Source organism: Saccharopolyspora sp. 6V, assembly GCF_020176785.1.
Lineage (GTDB): Bacteria > Actinomycetota > Actinomycetes > Mycobacteriales > Pseudonocardiaceae > Saccharopolyspora_C > Saccharopolyspora_C gregorii.
Map to the genome: position 1 here is coordinate 12,230 of NZ_JAIUKB010000149.1, position 16,583 is coordinate 28,812.

Annotated in this window: 18 protein-coding genes; 9 read left to right on the plus strand and 9 right to left on the minus strand. The window is 74.1% G+C overall.

Annotated features, from left to right (window positions below):
- Positions 1–46: 46 nt before the first annotated feature.
- The 3 genes from LCD35_RS25410 to LCD35_RS25420 form a co-directional block, all read right to left on the minus strand.
- Positions 47–709: a GntR family transcriptional regulator gene (locus tag LCD35_RS25410; protein ID WP_224961251.1), complete on the minus strand. Its 663-nt coding sequence runs from the start codon at positions 707–709 to the stop codon at positions 47–49.
- Between the two features lie 178 nt (positions 710–887).
- Positions 888–1,070, minus strand: a complete 183-nt coding sequence (locus LCD35_RS25415; RefSeq protein WP_224961249.1) for a hypothetical protein — start codon at positions 1,068–1,070, stop codon at positions 888–890.
- A 287-nt stretch (positions 1,071–1,357) separates the two neighbouring features.
- Positions 1,358–2,047, minus strand: a complete 690-nt coding sequence (locus LCD35_RS25420) for a type 1 glutamine amidotransferase domain-containing protein (RefSeq protein WP_224961247.1) — start codon at positions 2,045–2,047, stop codon at positions 1,358–1,360.
- Between the two features lie 181 nt (positions 2,048–2,228).
- On the opposite strand from LCD35_RS25420, the gene LCD35_RS25425 reads away from it, so the two are divergent.
- The 3 genes from LCD35_RS25425 (at position 2,229) to LCD35_RS25435 (ending at position 4,384) form a co-directional block, all read left to right on the plus strand.
- Positions 2,229–3,080 carry a helix-turn-helix domain-containing protein gene (locus LCD35_RS25425; protein WP_224961245.1) on the plus strand — a complete coding sequence of 284 codons (852 nt, stop codon included), beginning with the start codon at positions 2,229–2,231 and terminating at the stop codon, positions 3,078–3,080.
- A 150-nt stretch (positions 3,081–3,230) separates the two neighbouring features.
- A complete protein-coding gene (locus tag LCD35_RS25430; protein ID WP_224968188.1) occupies positions 3,231–4,136 on the plus strand; it encodes a hypothetical protein in 906 nt (301 codons plus the stop codon).
- Positions 4,049–4,384: a nucleotide disphospho-sugar-binding domain-containing protein gene (locus LCD35_RS25435; protein WP_308011313.1), complete on the plus strand. Its 336-nt coding sequence runs from the start codon at positions 4,049–4,051 to the stop codon at positions 4,382–4,384. Before LCD35_RS25430 ends, LCD35_RS25435 begins: the two co-directional genes overlap by 88 nt.
- Before the next feature lie 45 nt (positions 4,385–4,429).
- Here the strand turns inward: LCD35_RS25435 and LCD35_RS25440 are convergent, their stop codons facing one another.
- Positions 4,430–4,576, minus strand: a complete 147-nt coding sequence (locus tag LCD35_RS25440; RefSeq protein ID WP_224961241.1) for a hypothetical protein — start codon at positions 4,574–4,576, stop codon at positions 4,430–4,432.
- Between the two features lie 201 nt (positions 4,577–4,777).
- Here LCD35_RS25440 and tatA point away from each other — a divergent pair, with 201 nt between their 5' ends.
- Positions 4,778–5,047 (plus strand): Sec-independent protein translocase subunit TatA, encoded by a 270-nt coding sequence (gene tatA / locus LCD35_RS25445; RefSeq protein ID WP_224968186.1) that lies wholly within the window; start codon positions 4,778–4,780, stop codon positions 5,045–5,047.
- 34 nt (positions 5,048–5,081) lie between these two features.
- Here tatA and LCD35_RS25450 read toward each other — a convergent pair whose 3' ends face one another.
- Together LCD35_RS25450 and LCD35_RS25455 are read right to left on the minus strand one after the other, a co-directional pair.
- Positions 5,082–6,395: a cytochrome P450 gene (locus LCD35_RS25450; RefSeq protein WP_224968184.1), complete on the minus strand. Its 1,314-nt coding sequence runs from the start codon at positions 6,393–6,395 to the stop codon at positions 5,082–5,084.
- A 107-nt stretch (positions 6,396–6,502) separates the two neighbouring features.
- Positions 6,503–7,966, minus strand: a complete 1,464-nt coding sequence (locus tag LCD35_RS25455) for an amidase (protein WP_224968182.1) — start codon at positions 7,964–7,966, stop codon at positions 6,503–6,505.
- Between the two features lie 188 nt (positions 7,967–8,154).
- On the opposite strand from LCD35_RS25455, the gene LCD35_RS25460 reads away from it, so the two are divergent.
- A complete protein-coding gene (locus LCD35_RS25460; protein ID WP_224968180.1) occupies positions 8,155–8,958 on the plus strand; it encodes a GNAT family N-acetyltransferase in 804 nt (267 codons plus the stop codon).
- A gap of 231 nt (positions 8,959–9,189) precedes the next feature.
- On the opposite strand, the gene LCD35_RS25465 is transcribed toward LCD35_RS25460, so the two are convergent.
- The gene (locus LCD35_RS25465; protein ID WP_224962465.1) at positions 9,190–9,741 is read right to left on the minus strand and encodes a TetR/AcrR family transcriptional regulator C-terminal domain-containing protein; all 552 of its coding nucleotides are present in this window, start codon (positions 9,739–9,741) and stop codon (positions 9,190–9,192) included.
- Between the two features lie 93 nt (positions 9,742–9,834).
- Here LCD35_RS25465 and bioB point away from each other — a divergent pair, with 93 nt between their 5' ends.
- The 4 genes from bioB to bioD are packed head-to-tail and all read left to right on the plus strand — an operon-like array spanning position 9,835 to position 13,947.
- Positions 9,835–10,890 (plus strand): biotin synthase BioB, encoded by a 1,056-nt coding sequence (gene bioB, locus LCD35_RS25470; RefSeq protein WP_224962467.1) that lies wholly within the window; start codon positions 9,835–9,837, stop codon positions 10,888–10,890.
- Positions 10,887–12,146 carry an adenosylmethionine--8-amino-7-oxononanoate transaminase gene (locus tag LCD35_RS25475; protein ID WP_224968690.1) on the plus strand — a complete coding sequence of 420 codons (1,260 nt, stop codon included), beginning with the start codon at positions 10,887–10,889 and terminating at the stop codon, positions 12,144–12,146. The genes bioB and LCD35_RS25475 overlap by 4 nt, the downstream gene beginning before the upstream one ends.
- Positions 12,143–13,294 carry an 8-amino-7-oxononanoate synthase gene (locus LCD35_RS25480; RefSeq protein ID WP_224962471.1) on the plus strand — a complete coding sequence of 384 codons (1,152 nt, stop codon included), beginning with the start codon at positions 12,143–12,145 and terminating at the stop codon, positions 13,292–13,294. Before LCD35_RS25475 ends, LCD35_RS25480 begins: the two co-directional genes overlap by 4 nt.
- A gap of 8 nt (positions 13,295–13,302) precedes the next feature.
- Positions 13,303–13,947, plus strand: coding sequence for a dethiobiotin synthase (bioD, locus tag LCD35_RS25485; RefSeq protein WP_224962473.1), 645 nt, complete (start codon positions 13,303–13,305; stop codon positions 13,945–13,947).
- Between the two features lie 30 nt (positions 13,948–13,977).
- Here bioD and LCD35_RS25490 read toward each other — a convergent pair whose 3' ends face one another.
- Both LCD35_RS25490 and LCD35_RS25495 read right to left on the minus strand, forming a co-directional pair.
- Positions 13,978–14,751, minus strand: coding sequence for a 3-oxoacyl-ACP reductase (locus LCD35_RS25490; RefSeq protein ID WP_224962475.1), 774 nt, complete (start codon positions 14,749–14,751; stop codon positions 13,978–13,980).
- An 18-nt stretch (positions 14,752–14,769) separates the two neighbouring features.
- On the minus strand, positions 14,770–16,583 hold a 1,814-nt coding region (locus LCD35_RS25495; RefSeq protein ID WP_374108134.1), incomplete at its 5' end, for an ABC transporter ATP-binding protein.

Sequence of the window (16,583 nt, forward strand, 5' to 3'; positions counted from 1 at the left end):
CGTCCCGGAGGGAGCGAGGTGCCCCGCTCCTCGCTCCGCCCGGCGATCACACCACCGCGCGGATGGCCTCCTCGAAACCGAGCACGTGGTCGCAGGCCAGCTGCTCGGCTTCGTCGGCGGACCGCGCGCCGATCGCGCGCAGCAGCCCGGAGTGCTCGCCGACGTGGCTGTCGAAGTGCGACATGCGTTCCAGGAACAGGCAGAAGATGCGGGTGGCGAGGTTGTCGTAGCGCACCAGGGTGTCCTCCAGGTGCGGGTTCCCGGCGGCGCGGTAGATCGCGCGGTGGACGTGCAGGTCCCAGCGCATCAGCTCGTCCCTGGTCAGCGAGCGCACGTCGACCTCGTCGAGCTCGTCGGCCATCTCGACCAGCTCGGCCAGCACGGCGGCGCTCGCGGATTCGGCGGCGCGGCGGGCCGCCAGCGGTTCCAGCTGCACTCGCAGCTCGGAGATGTAGGCGAGGTCGGTGATGTCCACCGCGGTCGCGAAGGTCCCCCGGCGCGGGTAGGACACCACGAGCCGGTCGATCTCCAGCCGCTTCAGCGCCTCGCGGACCGGTGTCCGGCCGACGTCGAGCGATTTCGCCAGCGCCACGTCGTCGATCGCGGTCATCGGCGGGATGTCGAGCATGATGAGCCGGTCGCTGATCTCCGCGTACGCCTTGTCGGCCAACGACGCGTAGACGGGTTCATCGGTGGTCGTCGGGTTCATCGCGGCCTCGGCTCCACCGAGGGGCGGTCGATCCCGCACATCTTGAGCCTTGACATATCAGCACTGTATCTGTTGGAGGTCTGTGCACGAACAGAACCCGGGCAGGTTTCCGCTCGGTGGAACGCGCGCGGGGGGGGCACCGTTCGTGGCGCGGCCGGGGTGTTCCGGGGCTCCGGGTTCAGCGCTTCTTGCCGCTGCGCTTGGCGGCCACGCAGTCCGGGCAGGTCGGCATGCCGCTGAACATGGTCTCGGCGTAGGTCTTGTCCAGGAACGCCTTGCCGCACAGCGAGGTGGCCAAGCTGTCCCAGGGCGAGACCTTCCCGCAATGCCGGATGCCGTCGTGCACGATGTCGGTTGCCATGAGCCTTGCCTCCAGCTCTAGTGCCCTCTTCCGAATGAACAACTCCCCGATCGGACGTCCACTCCAGCACGTTCGGTAACCAGAAGGCAGCTCATTCCGCCGCTCAACGCCGTGCGGTCACCCCATTGCGGCCAGCGGTAGATCAAGATTCGGCCGAAGTGATGACCTTGTGCATTGTTCAACCTCTTCCTGCTGGGCCGATCGGGTGTGATCACCAGGGCGCTGGTCCGACGGGGCGGCGACCGGCGCGGACGGCGGAACCGCCTGCGCCGGCCCCCGGATCCAGTTCACAGCGCGGCGAGGACCTGCTCGGCCATCGGGCCGCTCGACGCCGGGTTCTGACCGGTGAACAGGTTCCCGTCCCGCACGGTGAACGGCTGGTAGGCGGGCCCGCTCTCGTGCACCGCGCCCCGCTCCCGCAACCGGCTCGCCAGCAGCCACGGCGCGCCGTCCGCGGTGCCGAACAGCCGCTCCTCCTCATCGGTGAACGCGGCCATCCGCCGCCGCGCGAACCGCCAGTCCCCCGCCTCGTCCACGGCGCTGAGCAGCGCGGCCGGGCCGTGGCAGACCGCGGCGATGGCGACGCCGGCGCGGTCCGCCGCCACAAGCAGCCGGCCGAGGTCGGGGTCCTCGTGCAGGTCGACCACCGGCCCGTGCCCGCCGGGCAGCACGATCGCCGCGTAGTCGTCGAGCACCACCTCCGCCAGCGGCAGCAGCGGGCCGAACTCGTCCAGCGCCGTCGCCACGTGCGCCACGTGGCGGGCGCAGTCCGGCCCGGCGATCTCCGGGTCGGCGCTGTGCCGGTCCAGCGGCTGCCGCACCCCACCCGGCGAGGCGAAGTCCACCGCGAACCCGGCGGCGGCGAACACCGCGTGCGGCGCGGCGACCTCCTCCGCCCAGTAGCCCGTCGGGTAGGCCGACCCGTCGGTGCGGACCCAGGTGTCGGCGGCGGACATGACGATCAGGACCTTGCGCATCGGGCGCCTCTCTCCTTCGACGGCCGGGGGTTCCTCCCCGGTTCGACCACCAGCCTGGTCGCCGGGGCGCGCCGGAACCGGCGCATCGCGCGCCCTGCCGGTGCGCGGACCCGCGAACCTGGGACTCGGCGGTCCACCCGCACGCCCCCGCGGGCGCCCGGACGGCGGGAGAATCGCGGGCATGGCCCAGCACAACCGCGAACTCGCCGACTTCCTGCGCCGCGCCCGCGGGCTCGGTGATCCGGCCCGCGCCGGACTGCCCGCCGACGGGCGGGTGCGGCGCGTTCCCGGGCTGCGGCGCGAAGAGGTCGCGCTGCTCGCCGGGGTGTCCACCGACTACTACGCGCGGCTGGAACAGGGACGGCGGATCACGCCCTCCCCCGCCGTGGTCGCGGCGATCGGCCGGGCGCTGGACCTGGACGCCGCGGGCCGCGCGCACCTGGCGACCCTCGTCGGCCGGACCGCGAGCCCGCGCCGCAGGCCGAACTCGGTGCAGCGGCTCCGGCCCGGCGTCCACCAGCTGCTCGACTCGCTGGACGGCGAACCGGCGCTGGTGCTCGGCAGGCGCACCGACGTGCTGGCGAGCAACCGGATGGCGCGGGCGCTGTTCACCGACTTCGAGCGGATGCCCGCGGCCCGGCGCAACTACGCGCGCTGGATGTTCCTCGACGACGGCGCCCGGGAGCTGTTCGCGGACTGGGAGGTGCACGCGCGGACGACCGTGGAGAGCCTCCGCCTCGACGTCGGCGCGGACCCCGAGGACCGGGCGGCGGTGGCGCTGGTCGCGGAACTGCGCGCGGGCAGCCGGGAGTTCGGCCGGTGGTGGGACGAGCACCGGGTGCACCAGCGCACCCACGGGTCGAAGCGGTTGCGGCACCCGGTGGTCGGCGAGCTCACCGTCGAGTACGAGACCTTCGCGCTGCCCGGCGATCCGGACACCACGCTGTTCGTCTACACCGCCGAACCCGGCTCGTCCTCCCGCGAGGCGCTGGGGCTGCTCGCCAGCTGGGGCGTGCCCACCCGGTCGCGGTGACCGGCGAGGTTTTTCCCCTCGGAAAGGGGAATTCCGGTCCCGCCCGGCGGGCGGCTCCGGCATCATCCCTACCGTGGGAGCCGGTGGCGCCGAGGCACCGCCGGTCGAGTGCGCGACACCGCGCACCCCCTCAGCTCTTGGAGTCGCCCCGTGCGCGTGCTGTTCTGCGCCGTCCCCGCCTACGGCCACCTCCTGCCGCTCGCCCCGCTGATCGAGGCCGCGCTCGCCGACGGGCACCAGGCGGCGGTGCTGACCAGCGGCGACATGCGGCTCGCGGTCGAGGACGAACTGGCGGCCGGGGTGCAGCTGCTCGCCGCCGGTCCGACGGCGATCGAGTTCACCGCCGAAGCCGCGCGCCGCACCGGGACCGACGTGATGCGCCCGGCGCCGGAGGTCGTCGGGGAGGTCTTCGGCGCCTGCCGCTTGGAGCTCGGCGGTGCCGAGTCCGTCGAGCGCGCGCGGGACTGGGCACCGGACCTGGTGATCGCCGAGTACTACGACACCACCGGCCCGCTCGTCGCGGCCGCACTCGGAATCCCTTGGCACCAGGCGGGAATCGGCCCGGCGGTGCCGCCGGAGCTCGCCGAGCTGATCGGGACTTCGGCGGCCCGCTACCACCGCGAGGCCGGGATCGTCCCCGAACCGCCCACCACCTACCTGGACCCGTGGCCGGAGGAGTTGCAGGAGCCGGGCTGGTCCAGCGCGGTGCCGCCGCTGCCGATGCGCGGCCGGGCGCACCGCCGCCCCGAGGGCCGGGAGGCGCCGCAACGCGGATTCGCGACCGCGGACCGGCTGACCGCGCTGGTCACGCTGGGCACCGTCTTCTCCGACCCGCAGGTGCTGGACGAGTTCGTCGCGGCCGTGTCGAGCAGGCCGCTGAACCTGCGGGTCACGCTGGGCATGGCCCACGGCGCGGGGCCGAACGCGGCGCGCGCCGACGAGGTGCGCGACTCGCCGAGATCCACTACGTGCCGTTCGCACCGCTGGACGACCTGCTCGACGGGGTGGGCGTGGTGGTGGGCGCCGGTGGTTCCGGCACCGTGCTCGGCGCGCTGAGCCGCGGGATTCCGCTGGTGCTGTGCCCGCAGGGCGCGGACCAGCCGACCAACGCGGCGCGCGCGGCGGCCGCCGGGGTCGCGGTCGTCGTCGACTCCCCCGCCGGGATCGCCGCGGCGATCGAGCAGGTGATGTCCGATCCGTCGTACGCGCAGCGGGCCGCGGCCGTCGCGGCGGAGCTCAGCACCCGTCCCGCGCCCGTGGACGTGCTGCACGCCCTCACCGGCTCCCCCGAACCCGTGGTCTGACCGCCCGGACGAACGGCCCCGGTCGAACGGGCCGCTCACCCCGGATCAGCCGGTGGTGCGCACCTCTCGGCCGTCGTCGTAGCACGAGATCCGCACGTCGGACACCTCGACCGGTGCGGCGAGCTCGGCCTGCGGGTCGTCGGTGGCGTTCGGACTGCCGTGGTTCGTCCACCGGGTACCGGGCTCGGCCAAGCGGAAGTCCTGGCCTCGCCCGGCTCGTCGCCGGACCTCGAACCACCGTCGCCGACCACGCGGCCCCCTCGCTCCCCCGTCCGGTGGGGACGGCGAGGACCACCGCATTCCGCCCGAACTCGGTGCACCGGACGGCCCGTCCGGGCCGTGTGCCACCGTGGCACCCGGAATCAGAGGACACCGAGACGGAGGTTCGAGGTCATGACGATGCCGGGTGGATGGCAGCTGGTGCTCGTCCTGGGCGTGCTGGTGCTGCTGTTCGGGTCGAACAAGCTGCCCGAGGTGGCCCGCTCGCTCGGCCGGTCCGCGCGAGTGCTCAAGGCCGAGACGCGGGGCCTGCGGGAGGACGAGGACGCGGCCGCCCAGGTTCCGGCCGCCCAGGAACCGATCGGGCCGGAACCGGTCCCGCAGCGCTCGGCCACCGCGCCCACGACGGCCGCCGAACCCGCCCGCGAGACCACCGCGGGCTGACCCGGCACCGCACCGCGGCGGGGACGCCCGCCCGTCAGTCCCAGGCCACCGGCAGCGAGTGCACGCCGTAGATCACCATCTCGGTGCGCAGGCCCACCTCCGCGGGCGGGACCGCCAGCCGCAGCCCGGGCAGCCGCGCCAGCAGTTCCGCCAGCCCGATGCGCAGTTCCACCCGCGCCAGCTGCTGTCCCAGGCACTGGTGCACGCCGTGCCCGAACGCCAGGTGGTGGTTGCGGGTGCGCCGCAGGTCCAGCCGGTCCGGTTCGGGCCAGCGGCCGGGATCCCGGTCCACCTCCGGCAGCGACACCATCACGGTGTCCCCGGCGCGCACGGTGACCCCGCCGAGCTCCACGTCCTGCACCGCGACCCGCACCGGGCCGGTGTGCACCACCGACAGGTAGCGCAGCAGCTCCTCCACCGCGGTGTCGATCAACTCCGGTTCCGCGCGCAGCGCCGCGAGCTGGTCGGGGTGCTCCAGCAGCGCGAAGGTGCCGAGGGCGAGCATGTTCGCGGTGGTCTCGTGCCCCGCCCCGAGCAGCATCGAGGAGATGTCGACCAGTTCCCGGTCGCTCAGCGCCGGATCCGCGTCGCCGTGCACCAGACCGGAGATCAGGTCGTCGGCGGGGTGCGCCCGCTTGTCGGCGACGAGCCCGCGCATGAACTCGTCCTGCTCGGCGTAGGCCCGCAGCCGGGTCTCCTCGTCCGCGTCCAGGTTCACCAGCACGGCGGTCCGGTCCTGGAAGTCGTCGCGGTCGTCGGGGGCGACGCCGAGCAGTTCGCAGATCACCAGCGACGGCAGCGGCAGCGCGAAGTCGGTCACCAGGTCGGCGGGGGCGCCCGCGGCCCGCATCGCCTCGACGTGCTCGACGGCGATCTCCCGCACCCGGGCCTCCAGCGCGCGCATCCGGCGCACCGTGAACTGGCCGACGAGCAGCCTGCGCAGCCGGGTGTGCTCGGGCGGGTCCATGAAGATGAACCGGCCACCGGTGGGCGGCACGTCGGTGACCGGGCACCCGCCGGTGCCCGCCGCGACGGCGGCCTGGTGGCGCACCACCTGCTCGAGGTCGAGCTGCATGGCGTTCGGGTGGCGATGGGTGTCGGCGCTGAACCGCTCGTCGGTGAGCAGCGCCTTCGATTCGGCGAACCCGGTGACCATCCACAGGTGCGCGCCGTTGCGCAGCCGCACGCCCGCCACGGGACCCTGCGCGCGCAGCGCGTCCAGGCCGGGTGGCGGGGCGAACGGGTCGCTGCCGCGCGCCAGCAGCTCCGGCGGCAGCGGGCGCCGGATCAGCACGTCGGTGGCCGGTGCGGAGTCGTGGGTGGAGGTCCGATCGCCGGTGGTGGTCATCGAGGTCCTCTCGTCGCTCGGGACTGCGGCCCATTCCGGGGCGGACACCGCGACCGCGCCGGTTCCGGTACCACCGACCACGCTACGCGGAAGGCGATCACGAACGGCTAGGCGGAGATCTGCGGCCGCGCTCCGGACCACGGCACGGCCCGCTCCAGCTGGGCGGCGAGCCGGACCAGCACGTCCTCGCGCCCGTAGCCGGCGACCAGCTGCACGCCGATCGGCACCCCGTCGGCGCGGTGCAGCGGCAGCGAGATCGCCGGCTGCCCGGTGAGGTTGAACGGCGCGGTGAACGCGATGCGCGCGGCGGTCTCCGCGAGCAGCACCTCCGGGTCCTGGCTCGGCGCGAGCAGGCCGAGCGGCGGGGGCGGGTCCGGCAGGGTGGGCAGGAGCAGCACGTCGAGCTCGTCCTCCCACAGCGCGGCGAAGCTGCGCGACCAGCCTTGCGCGGTGTCCATCGCACCGAGCCACTGCGCGGCGGTGACCGCGGCGCCCTGCTCGGCGAACAGCGCGTTCATCGGTTCCAGCTCGGCGGGGTCGATGCGCCTGCCGAGGCGCCGCGACCAGTGCTCCAGCTCCCAGGCGGCGGTCGCGCCGAACACGGTCGCCATCGCGGCCATCGGTTCCGCGTCGTCCAGCGCGGCGGCCGCGGTGGGCGCCACGAGGTGGCCGAGCTCGGCGAGCGAGCGGGCCGCCCCGTCCACGGCCGCCGCGCAGTCCGGGTGCACCGGCCCGCCGCCGGGCCGTTCGGTGCGGAAGCCGATGCGCAGCACCCCGGGATCGGCGCCGACCTCGTCCCGGTAGGGCCGGGCGGGCGGTGGCGCGGTGTACGGGTCGCCGGGCGCCATCCCGGCGATCGCGTCGAGCACCGCGGCGGTGTCCCGCACCGAGCGGGTGAGCACGTGCTCGTGCGTCACCGGGCCCCAGTGCTCGCCGTGGCCGGGACCGAGGGAGGTGCGGGCCCTGGTCGGCTTCAGCCCGACGAGCCCGCAGCTGCTCGCCGGGATCCGGATGGACCCGGCCATGTCGTTGGCGTGCGCGACGGGCACGAGTCCGGCGGCGACGGCCGCGGCCGATCCACCGCTGGAACCGCCCGGGGAGCGCGCCGGGTCCCAGGGGTTGCGGGTCGGTCCGTGCGCGAGCGGTTCGGTGGTGATGCTCATGGCCAGCTCGGACACGTTCGCCTTGCCGCAGAACACGAATCCGGCGGCGCGGAACCGGGCCGCCAGGTGCGAATCCTCCTGCTCGACCCAGCCGGCGTCGCGCAGCACCCGCAGCCCGGCGTGCAGCGGGTCGCCCGCGGAGTGGCAGAGGACGTCCTTGAGCAGCATCGGCACCCCGCGGAACGGCCCCGCGGGCAGGGCGGGGTCGGCGGCCTGCGCCAGCGCCTTCTCGAACAGCGGCGTGATCACCGAGTTGAGCTCGCCGTCGACGCGCTCGATGCGGTCCACGGCGGCGTCGACGAGTTCGCGCGGGGACACCTCCCCGCGGCGGACCAGCTCGGCCTGCGCGGTGGCGTCCAGCCAGGTGAGCTCGCCATCGCGCAGATCTTCCCGCACCGCTTCCGCCATGCCGACACTCCCGCCGCAGTCGAGGAATTCCCGTCGTCGATCACCCTGCCACGCCACCCCGCCGCGCAGGTCGGCCGCGTGGGACGGACCTGCGGAACGCCCAGACGGCCCAGCCGAAACCGCCTTTCGGATGTTCACGCATTGCTACGATGAGATCACCAAACGTGGCCGGACGAGAGGCGCGGACGATGACGGCGATCGACGCGGCAGCGGTGGAATCCCTGCACCAGCTGACCGGCGGCTGGCGCCCCTTGGTGCTCGACGCCGATCCGGCCGCCGACGTGCGCGACCTGCCGGGCGTGGCGGTGCGCTGGGCGGAGTCGCGGTTCGCGTTCTGGAACTGCACCACCTTGACCGAGGACGGACTCGGCGCGGACCTGCTCCCGGAGCGGCTGGCGCAGGCCGCGGCGATCATGCGGGAGAAGCGGGGCACCGGTTTCCTGTGGTTGTTCGCGGGCCTCCTGACCCCGGAGGCCCGTGCCGGACTGCCCGCGGCCGCCGAGCGCGCCGGGCTGGACCTGGCGTTCTCCGGCGAAGGCGTGGCGGGCGACGTCCTGCCGCTCCCGGACCCCGAGCACCCGCTGCTGGAGTTCACCCGGGTCCGCACCGAGGAGCAGCTGCTGGCCTACGCGGACCTGAACTCCCGCGCCTACGGCTTCCCGCTCGCCGACGGCCGGGACGGGCTGGCGCGTTCGGAGCTGTGGCGCACCGACGTGCACGCCTACCTCGGGCTGCGGGACGGCGTGCCGGTGACGGCGGCCGCGACGGTGCCCTGCGCGGGCAGGCTGTTCGTGTTGATGGTGGCCACCGATCCGGCGCAGGGGCGGCAGGGCTTCGGCGAGGCCGTGACGCGCAAGGCGCTGCACGAGGGCGGCCGGGCCACCGGCCTCACCCGCGCGACCCTGCACGCCACCGCCGCGGGCGCTCCCGTGTACCGCCGCATCGGCCTCGCCCCGAACACCCCGATCCACTTCTACGCCCTGCGTTCCTGAGTCCGATCACCGCCGATCTTCGACCCTGCCCGGCAGGTCGTGTCGGTTTCCCGTCAGCGGCGAAGCCGCTGAGCCGCCGACCACCCGAGCAAGCCGACCACCCGCGGGTTCTCAGCGGCTTCCTCGCGAGGACAGCGTTTTCGCATGTGGCGGAGCCACCTGCGAAAACGATCCCGCAGCGAGGAAGCCGCTGAGGTTCCGCCACCCGAGTGCTACCCGAACCGAGCACCACTAACGAACACGGGCGCGGAGGCCGTCGAGGACGAGGTCGAGGCTCTGCTCGAAGTCGGCGTGGCCGCCCGGCTCGCGGTCGATGGCCCCCGCGCTGGCGGCCTGCAGCGCGGTCTGCTCCTCGTTGGTGTGGCCGAAGACGAGGTGCAGGAAGGTGCGGGTCGCGATGTCGACCAGCTCGGCGGGCAGGCCCCCGTCGGCGAGCGCGGTCCGCAACCTGCCCGCCGGTTCGTCCTCGCCGAGGCCGAAGGTGTGCGCGGTGGCGACGACTTCGGCGCCGTCGCGGTAGGCGAGCATCGCGTCGCGCAGTTCGGTGCAGATCTCCACGACCCGGGCGTCCCACCGCCGGGCGCGGTGCGGCCGCCGCCCGCGGCGCACGATCTCGTCGGCGACCGCGGCCAGCAGCGTCTGCTTGTTCGGCACGTGGTGGTAGAGCGCGCTGGGTTGCACGCCGAGTTCGACGGCCAGCCGCCGCATGGTCAGCGATTCGAGCCCGTACTCGTCGAGGACCGCGAGGGCGCGGTCGATGACGTCGCCGCGGTGGTAGCGCACCCGGTTCCTCCCGTTTGACGGTCCTACCCCTCCAGTCTAACCTGAACGCCGTTCACCTGAACGGTGTTCAGGTCGCCGACCTCTGGAGCAGCGATGACCAGCGACTTCGATGGGCTCGCCGACGCGATCCTCGCGGGCAGCCCGGCCACCCCCGACGACGCGCTCGCGGTGCTGCGCGCCGCCGACGCCGAGCTGCTGCACGTGGTGGCCGCCGCGGGCCGGCTGCGCCGCGCGCACTTCGGCAACACCGTGAAGGTCAACTACCTGGTGAACCTGAAATCGGGGCTGTGCCCGGAGAACTGCAACTACTGCTCGCAGGCGCTCGGTTCCAGCGCGCCCATCCTCAAGTACTCGTGGCTGTCCCAGGACGCCGCGCTCGACCAGGCCGCGGCGGGCCTGCACGGCGGCGCCTGCCGGGTGTGCCTGGTCGCCTCCGGGCGCGGACCGTCCGACCGGGACGTCGACAAGGTCGCCGACCTGGCGGGCGCGCTGAAGCGGCAGCACCCGGACGTGGAGGTCTGCGCCTGCCTCGGGCTGCTCAAGGACGGCCAGGCGCAGCGGCTCAAGGACGCCGGGGTCGACGCCTACAACCACAACATCAACACCGCCGAGAGCCACCACGCCGAGATCGTGCAGACCCACACCTACGCCGACCGGGTCGACACCGTGCAGCGCGCGAAGGACGCCGGGCTCTCCCCCTGCTCCGGGCTGATCGCCGGGCTCGGCGAAACCGACGAGCAACTGGTCGAAGCGCTGTTCGCGCTGCGCGAGCTGGACTCCGACTCGATCCCGGTGAACTTCCTGATCCCGTTCGACGGCACCCCGTTCCAGCACACCTGGGACCTCACCCCCACCCGCTGCCTGCTGGTGCTGGCGATGGCGCGGTTCGTGTGCCCGGACCGGGAGATCCGCATCGCGGGCGGCCGCGAGCTGCACCTGCGGTCGGTGCAGTCGATCGCGCTGCACCTGGCGAACTCGATCTTCCTCGGCGACTACCTGACCTCCGAGGGGCAGGAGGCGGAACGGGACCTGGAGCTGATCCGCGACGGCGGGTTCGTGGTGCTCGGTTCCGAGCAGGACCTCGCGCAGCGGGCCGAACCCGCGATCCGCCGCCGCGGCGCGGGCACCGACGTGCTGCCGAACGCGTGACCGCGGCCGGCGGCGCGCTGCTCCGGCAGGACCGGGCGCAGCTGTGGCACCCGTACTCCTCGATGACCGATCCGGCGCCGACGCGGCTGGTCACCGGCGCGGCGGGCAGCAGGATCACCCTGGACGGGATCGGGCCGGTGGTGGACGGGATGTCCTCCTGGTGGTCGGCGGTGCACGGCTACCGGCACCCGGTGCTGGACGAGGCGGTGCGCCGCCAGGTCGATCGGATGTCGCACGTCATGTTCGGCGGCCTCACCCACGAACCGGCGGTCGAACTCGCCGGACGGCTCGTGGAGCTCACCGGGCTCGACCACGTCTTCCTCGCCGATTCCGGTTCGGTGGCGGTGGAAGTGGCGATGAAGATGGCGTTGCAGCACCAGCGCGGCACCGGGCGGCCCGGCCGGAACCGGTTCCTCACCGTCCGCGGCGGCTACCACGGAGACACCTTCGACTGCATGAGCGTGTGCGATCCGGTGGGCGGCATGCACTCGATGTGGTCCGGGCTGCTGCCGCCGCAGGTGTTCGGCGACCGGCCACCGGATCACGACGCCGAGGTTCCGGCGTGGGCGCAGCGGTTCCGGGCGCTCGCCGCCGAGCACACCGACCGGCTCGCCGGGCTCGTCGTCGAACCGCTGCTGCAGGGCGCGGGCGGGATGCGGCCGTACTCCCCCGCCTGCCTGCGGGTGTTCCGGGAGGTCGCCGACGAGCACGGGCTCGTGCTGATCTTCGACGAGATCGCGACCGGGTTCGGGCGCACCGGGCACTTCTTCGGCGCCGACGCCGCCGGGGTGCGCCCGGACGTGGTGTGCGTCGGCAAGGCGCTCACCGGCGGCTACCTGTCGCTGGCCGCGGCGGTGTGCACCACCGAGGTGGCGCGGGGCGTGTCCGCCTCCGAGTCGGGGGCGCTCATGCACGGCCCGACGTTCATGGGGAACCCGCTGGCGTGCGCGGTCGCCTGCGCCTCCCTGGACCTGCTGTCCACTTCGGACTGGTCGGCGCAGGTGCGGCGGATCGGCGCGGGATTGCAGGCGCTGCACCGGATTCCGGCCGCCGAGGTGCGGGTGCTGGGCGCGGTCGGGGTAGTGCGGCTGGACCACCAGGTGGACGTGGCGCGGGCGACCGAGGCGGCGCTGGCGCACGGGGTGTGGCTGCGGCCGTTCCGGGACCTGATCTACACCATGCCGCCGTACGTGTGCGACGACGCGGACATCGCGGCCGTGTGCACCGCCATCGCCGCCGCGGCGGAGGCGGGATGAGCGGCTGGGACGGCTGGCTCGCCGCGCAGCGGGCCGAGCGGGAGCGCGCCGGGTTGCAGCGCGAGCTGCGGCCGCGGCCGGCCGACGACGAGCTGCTGGACCTCGCGGGCAACGACTACCTGGGCCTGCGCCGCCACCTGGAGGTGCGGCGCGCCGCCGCCGCTGCCGGCTGGGAGTGGGGCGCAGGCTCGGGCGCGTCGCGGCTGGTCACCGGCACCACGACGCTGCACGCCGAACTGGAACGGGAGCTCGCCGGCTTCACGGGCCGGGAATCGGCGCTGGTGCTCTCCACCGGCTACCAGGCCAACCTGGCCGCGGTCACCGCCCTGGCCGGGAAGGACGCGCTGGTCGTCTCCGACGCGCACGCGCACGCCTCGCTGATCGACGCCGCGCGGCTGTCCCGGGCGGCGATCGAGGTGGTGGCGCACAACGACGTGGCCGCGATCCGCGCGGCGCTGGCCGCGGCCGGGTCGCGGCGGGCGCTGGTGCTCACCGAATCGATCTTCTCGGTGCTGGGGGACGCGGCGCCGCTGCCGGAACTGGCCGCGGTGTGCGCCGAGCACGACGCGCTGCTCGTCGTCGACGAGGCGCACGGCCTCGGCGTGGCCGGGAGCGGCGGGCGCGGACTGGTGCACGCGCACGGACTGGCCGGGCACCCGCACGTGGTGCTGACCGCGACGCTGTCCAAGTCGTTCGGCGCGATGGGCGGCGCGGTGCTCGGCTCGGCCGCGCTGGTCGACCACCTGGTCAACCGGGCCCGCCCGTTCATCTTCGACACCGCGCTGGCACCGGCGCCGACGGCAGGGGCACTGGCCGCGCTGCGCGTGCTGCGGCGGGAGCCCGAGCTGCCGTCGCTGGTCCACCGGCGGGGCGCGGAACTGGCCGCGCGGCTCGGCGTGCCGCCCTCGGCGGGCGCGGTGCTGTCGGTGCCGATGCCGTCGCCGCGGTGCGCGCTCGCCGCGCAGGCCGCGGTGCTGGCCGCCGGGGTCCGCGTCGGGTGCTTCCGGCCGCCGTCGGTACCGGACGGGGTGTCCCGGCTGCGCGCCACCACCTCCGCCGCGCTCGACGACGCGGACTGGTCGCGCGCGGTCGACGTGCTCGCCCGGGTCGTCGACGAGCAGCGCGCGGCAGGGCGGCGGACCGCGTGATCACCGTGGTGACCGGGACCGACACCGGGGTCGGCAAGACCGTGACGACCGCGGCGCTCGCCGCCCGCTCCGGGCCGGGGACGCTCGTGGTGAAACCCGCGCAGACCGGGGTCGGCACCGACGAACCGGACGTGGACGTGGTGCGCGCGCTCGCCGGATGCGCGGTCGCCGAGCTGGTGCGGCTGGCCGACCCGCTCGCACCGGACACCGCGGCCCGGTTGCGCGGCGCGGAGATCCCGCCGGTGGCCGCGCACGCCGACCGCATCCGCGAGCTCGCCCGCGCGCGCGACCAGGTGATCGTGGAAGGGGCCGGCGGGGTGCTGGTGCGCCTCGACACCGCGGGCGGCACGGTGCTGGACCTGGCCGCCGAGCTCGCCCGGGACCACCCGGTGCGGGTGGTGCTGGTGACCCGGCTGGGCCTGGGCACGCTCAACCACACCGAGCTCGCGGTCGGCGCGCTGCGCTCCCGCGGCCTGGATCCCGTCCTGGTGCTCGGTTCGGTGCCCGCCGAGCTCGGCCAGGCCGAGCGGTGCAACCTCGCCGAACTTCCCCGCGTCACCGGAGCCCCCGTCGTCGGCGCACTCCCCTCGGGCGCCGGGAACCTCCCGCCGGGCCGCTTCCGCCACCTCGTCCCCACCTGGTTCACCGGGTGACCGGCCCTCGCGGCGGAAGCCGGTGCGACGTCAGCCGTTGACGAGACCGCCGTCGACGACGAGGTTCTGCCCGGTGACCGCGCGGGACCACCGGGAGGCGAAGAACAGCACCGCGTCGGCGAACTCCGCCGGGGTGACGACCCGCCGCAGCGGGGTGCTCGCGGCGATCCCGTCGAAGACCGCGGCGGGCGTGGCGGCGCTGGCGTCGGTGGTGCGCAGCAGCCCGCCGGAGACCATGTTCACCAGGATCCCGTCCGGGCCGAGGTCGGCGGCGAGGGTGCGGGTCAGCGACAGCAGCGCGGCCTTGCCCGCCGTGTAGTCGTGGTAGGGCACCACGGGGTGCTGGAACAGGTTGGTGCCGATGTTGACGATCCGGCCGCCGCCGCGTTCCCGCATCCCCGGCAGCGCGGCCTGGGCGACGTGCAGCGCGCCCCGGACCGTGCCGTCGAACTGCGCGGCGAACTCGTCCCAGCGGATCCGGTCCGCCGGGGAGCGCTGGTCGCCGTTGAAGGAGAAGTCGGCGAGCGCGTTGTTCACCACGGTCCCCACCGGCGCGCCGAAGTGCTCCCGGCCGGCGGTGAACAGGTCGGCGACCTGCCGCTCGTCGGTGACGTCGGCCCGCACGGCCAGCGCCCGGTCCGAGCCGATGCTCGCGGCGAGCTCCTCCGCCGCGTCCCGGCTGCGCCGGTAGTCGATCAGGACGCGGGCGCCCTGCTCGGCGAACGCCCGCACCAGGGCGGCCCCGAGCCCGCGCCCGCCACCGGTGATGAGCACCGGCTCGTCGACGATCCCCGCACTGCTCATGACCCTCCCGTCGGTGCGTCAGTCCACTTCGGCCGGACCGGTGAACTGGGCCCGGTGCAGCCGCGCGTAGGCGCCGCCCGCCGCGACCAGTTCGTCGTGGGTGCCCTGCTCGACGATGGCGCCGCGCTCCATCACCAGGATCACATCGGCGTCGCGGATGGTCGACAGCCGGTGCGCGATGACGAACGCGGTGCGGCCGGTCCGCAGCGTGGCCATGGCGCGCTGGATCAGGGCCTCGGTGCGGGTGTCCACCGAGCTGGTCGCCTCGTCGAGGATGAGGATCGCCGGGTCCGCGAGGAACGCGCGAGCGATGGTGATCAGCTGCTTCTCCCCCGCGCTGACCCCGGTACCCTCGTCGTCGATGACGGTGTCGTAGCCGTCCGGGAGGCTGCGGGCGAAGTGGTCGACGTGCGCGGCCTTCGCGGCGGCCACGACCTCCTCGCGGGTGGCGTTCTGCTTGCCGTAGGCGATGTTCTCCGCGATGGTGCCGCCGAACAGCCAGGTGTCCTGCAGCACCATGCCGGTGGCGGCGCGCAGCCGTTCCCGGGACATGGCGCTGGTGTCCTCGCCGTCGAGGGTGATCCGGCCACCGGTGATCTCGTAGAACCGCATCAGCAGGTTGACCAGCGTGGACTTGCCCGCGCCGGTGGGACCGACGATGGCGACGGTGGCACCGGGTTCGGCGACCAGCGACAGGTCCTCGATCAGCGGTTCGGCCGGGTCGTAGCGGAACGCGACGTGCTCGAACTCGACGCGGCCCCGAGGGCGTTCGGTCTTCGGCGCCAGGTCCGGGGACGGGTCCTGCTCGGGCGCGTCGAGCAGCGCGAAGACCCGTTCGGCGGAGGCCAGGCCGGACTGCACCAGGTTCGCCATGCTCGCGACCTGGGTGAGCGGCTGGCTGAACTGCCGCGAGTACTGCACGAACGCCTGCACGTCACCGATGGTCAACGCCCCGGCCGACACCCGCAGCGCGCCGACGACGGCGACGAGCAGGTAGTTCAGGTTGCTCAGGAACATCATGCTCGGCTGGATCACGCCGGACAGGAACTGCGCGCGGAACGAGGCCTTGGTCAGCGCCTCGTTGCGCTGCCGGAAGATCTCGGCGGCTTCGCGGCCGCGGCCGAACGCCTTGATGGTGGCGTGCCCGGTGTACATCTCCTCGACGTGCCCGTTGAGCTCGCCGGTGCTCTTCCACTGCGCCGCGAACTGCGGCTGCGCGCGCTTGCCGATCAGGATGGTGACCAGCGCCGAGATCGGGATGCTGACCAGGGCGAACACCGCCAGCAGCGGGGAGATGAAGAACATCACGGCCAGCACGCCGAGGATGGTCAGCACCGAGGTGATCACCTGCGAGAACGTCTGCTGCAGCGACTGCCCGACGTTGTCGATGTCGTTGGTGACCCGGCTGAGCACCTCGCCGCGGGACTGGCGGTCGAAGTGGCTCACCGGCAGCTTCGCCAGCTTCTCCTCCGCGTCGCGGCGCAACCGGCTGGCGGTGCGCTGCACGGCGCCGTTGATCAGCCGGGCTTGGGCGACGCCGAACAGCCAGGAGCCGAGGTACACCCCCAGCGCCACCAGCAGCACGGTGCCGACGGCGCCGAAGTCGACGCCGCCACCACCGACCCCGCCCGCGACGACGAGGTCGGTGGCCTTCCCGAGGTAGCGGGGTCCGAGGACGCTGAGCAGCACGCTCACCACGGCCAGCACCAGCACCGCGACCAGCAGCGGGCGTTCGGGCCGCAGCAGCCCGAGCAGGCGGCGGCCCGCGGTGGCGAACCCCTCCGGCCGGTTGGCGCCCGGTGATCCGGCGGGGGCGGCGGGCCGCCCGGGGG

Coding starts and splice junctions, on each gene's coding strand:
- LCD35_RS25460 (WP_224968180.1), top strand. CDS start 8,155: ATGACGGCGATCGACGCGGCAGCGGTGGAATCCCTGCACCAGCTGACC.
- LCD35_RS25490 (WP_224962475.1), bottom strand. CDS start 14,751: ATGAGCAGTGCGGGGATCGTCGACGAGCCGGTGCTCATCACCGGTGGC.
- LCD35_RS25410 (WP_224961251.1), bottom strand. CDS start 709: ATGAACCCGACGACCACCGATGAACCCGTCTACGCGTCGTTGGCCGAC.
- tatA (WP_224968186.1), top strand. CDS start 4,778: ATGACGATGCCGGGTGGATGGCAGCTGGTGCTCGTCCTGGGCGTGCTG.
- LCD35_RS25420 (WP_224961247.1), bottom strand. CDS start 2,047: ATGCGCAAGGTCCTGATCGTCATGTCCGCCGCCGACACCTGGGTCCGC.
- LCD35_RS25425 (WP_224961245.1), top strand. CDS start 2,229: ATGGCCCAGCACAACCGCGAACTCGCCGACTTCCTGCGCCGCGCCCGC.
- bioB (WP_224962467.1), top strand. CDS start 9,835: ATGACCAGCGACTTCGATGGGCTCGCCGACGCGATCCTCGCGGGCAGC.
- LCD35_RS25455 (WP_224968182.1), bottom strand. CDS start 7,966: ATGGCGGAAGCGGTGCGGGAAGATCTGCGCGATGGCGAGCTCACCTGG.
- LCD35_RS25480 (WP_224962471.1), top strand. CDS start 12,143: ATGAGCGGCTGGGACGGCTGGCTCGCCGCGCAGCGGGCCGAGCGGGAG.
- LCD35_RS25450 (WP_224968184.1), bottom strand. CDS start 6,395: ATGACCACCACCGGCGATCGGACCTCCACCCACGACTCCGCACCGGCC.
- LCD35_RS25415 (WP_224961249.1), bottom strand. CDS start 1,070: ATGGCAACCGACATCGTGCACGACGGCATCCGGCATTGCGGGAAGGTC.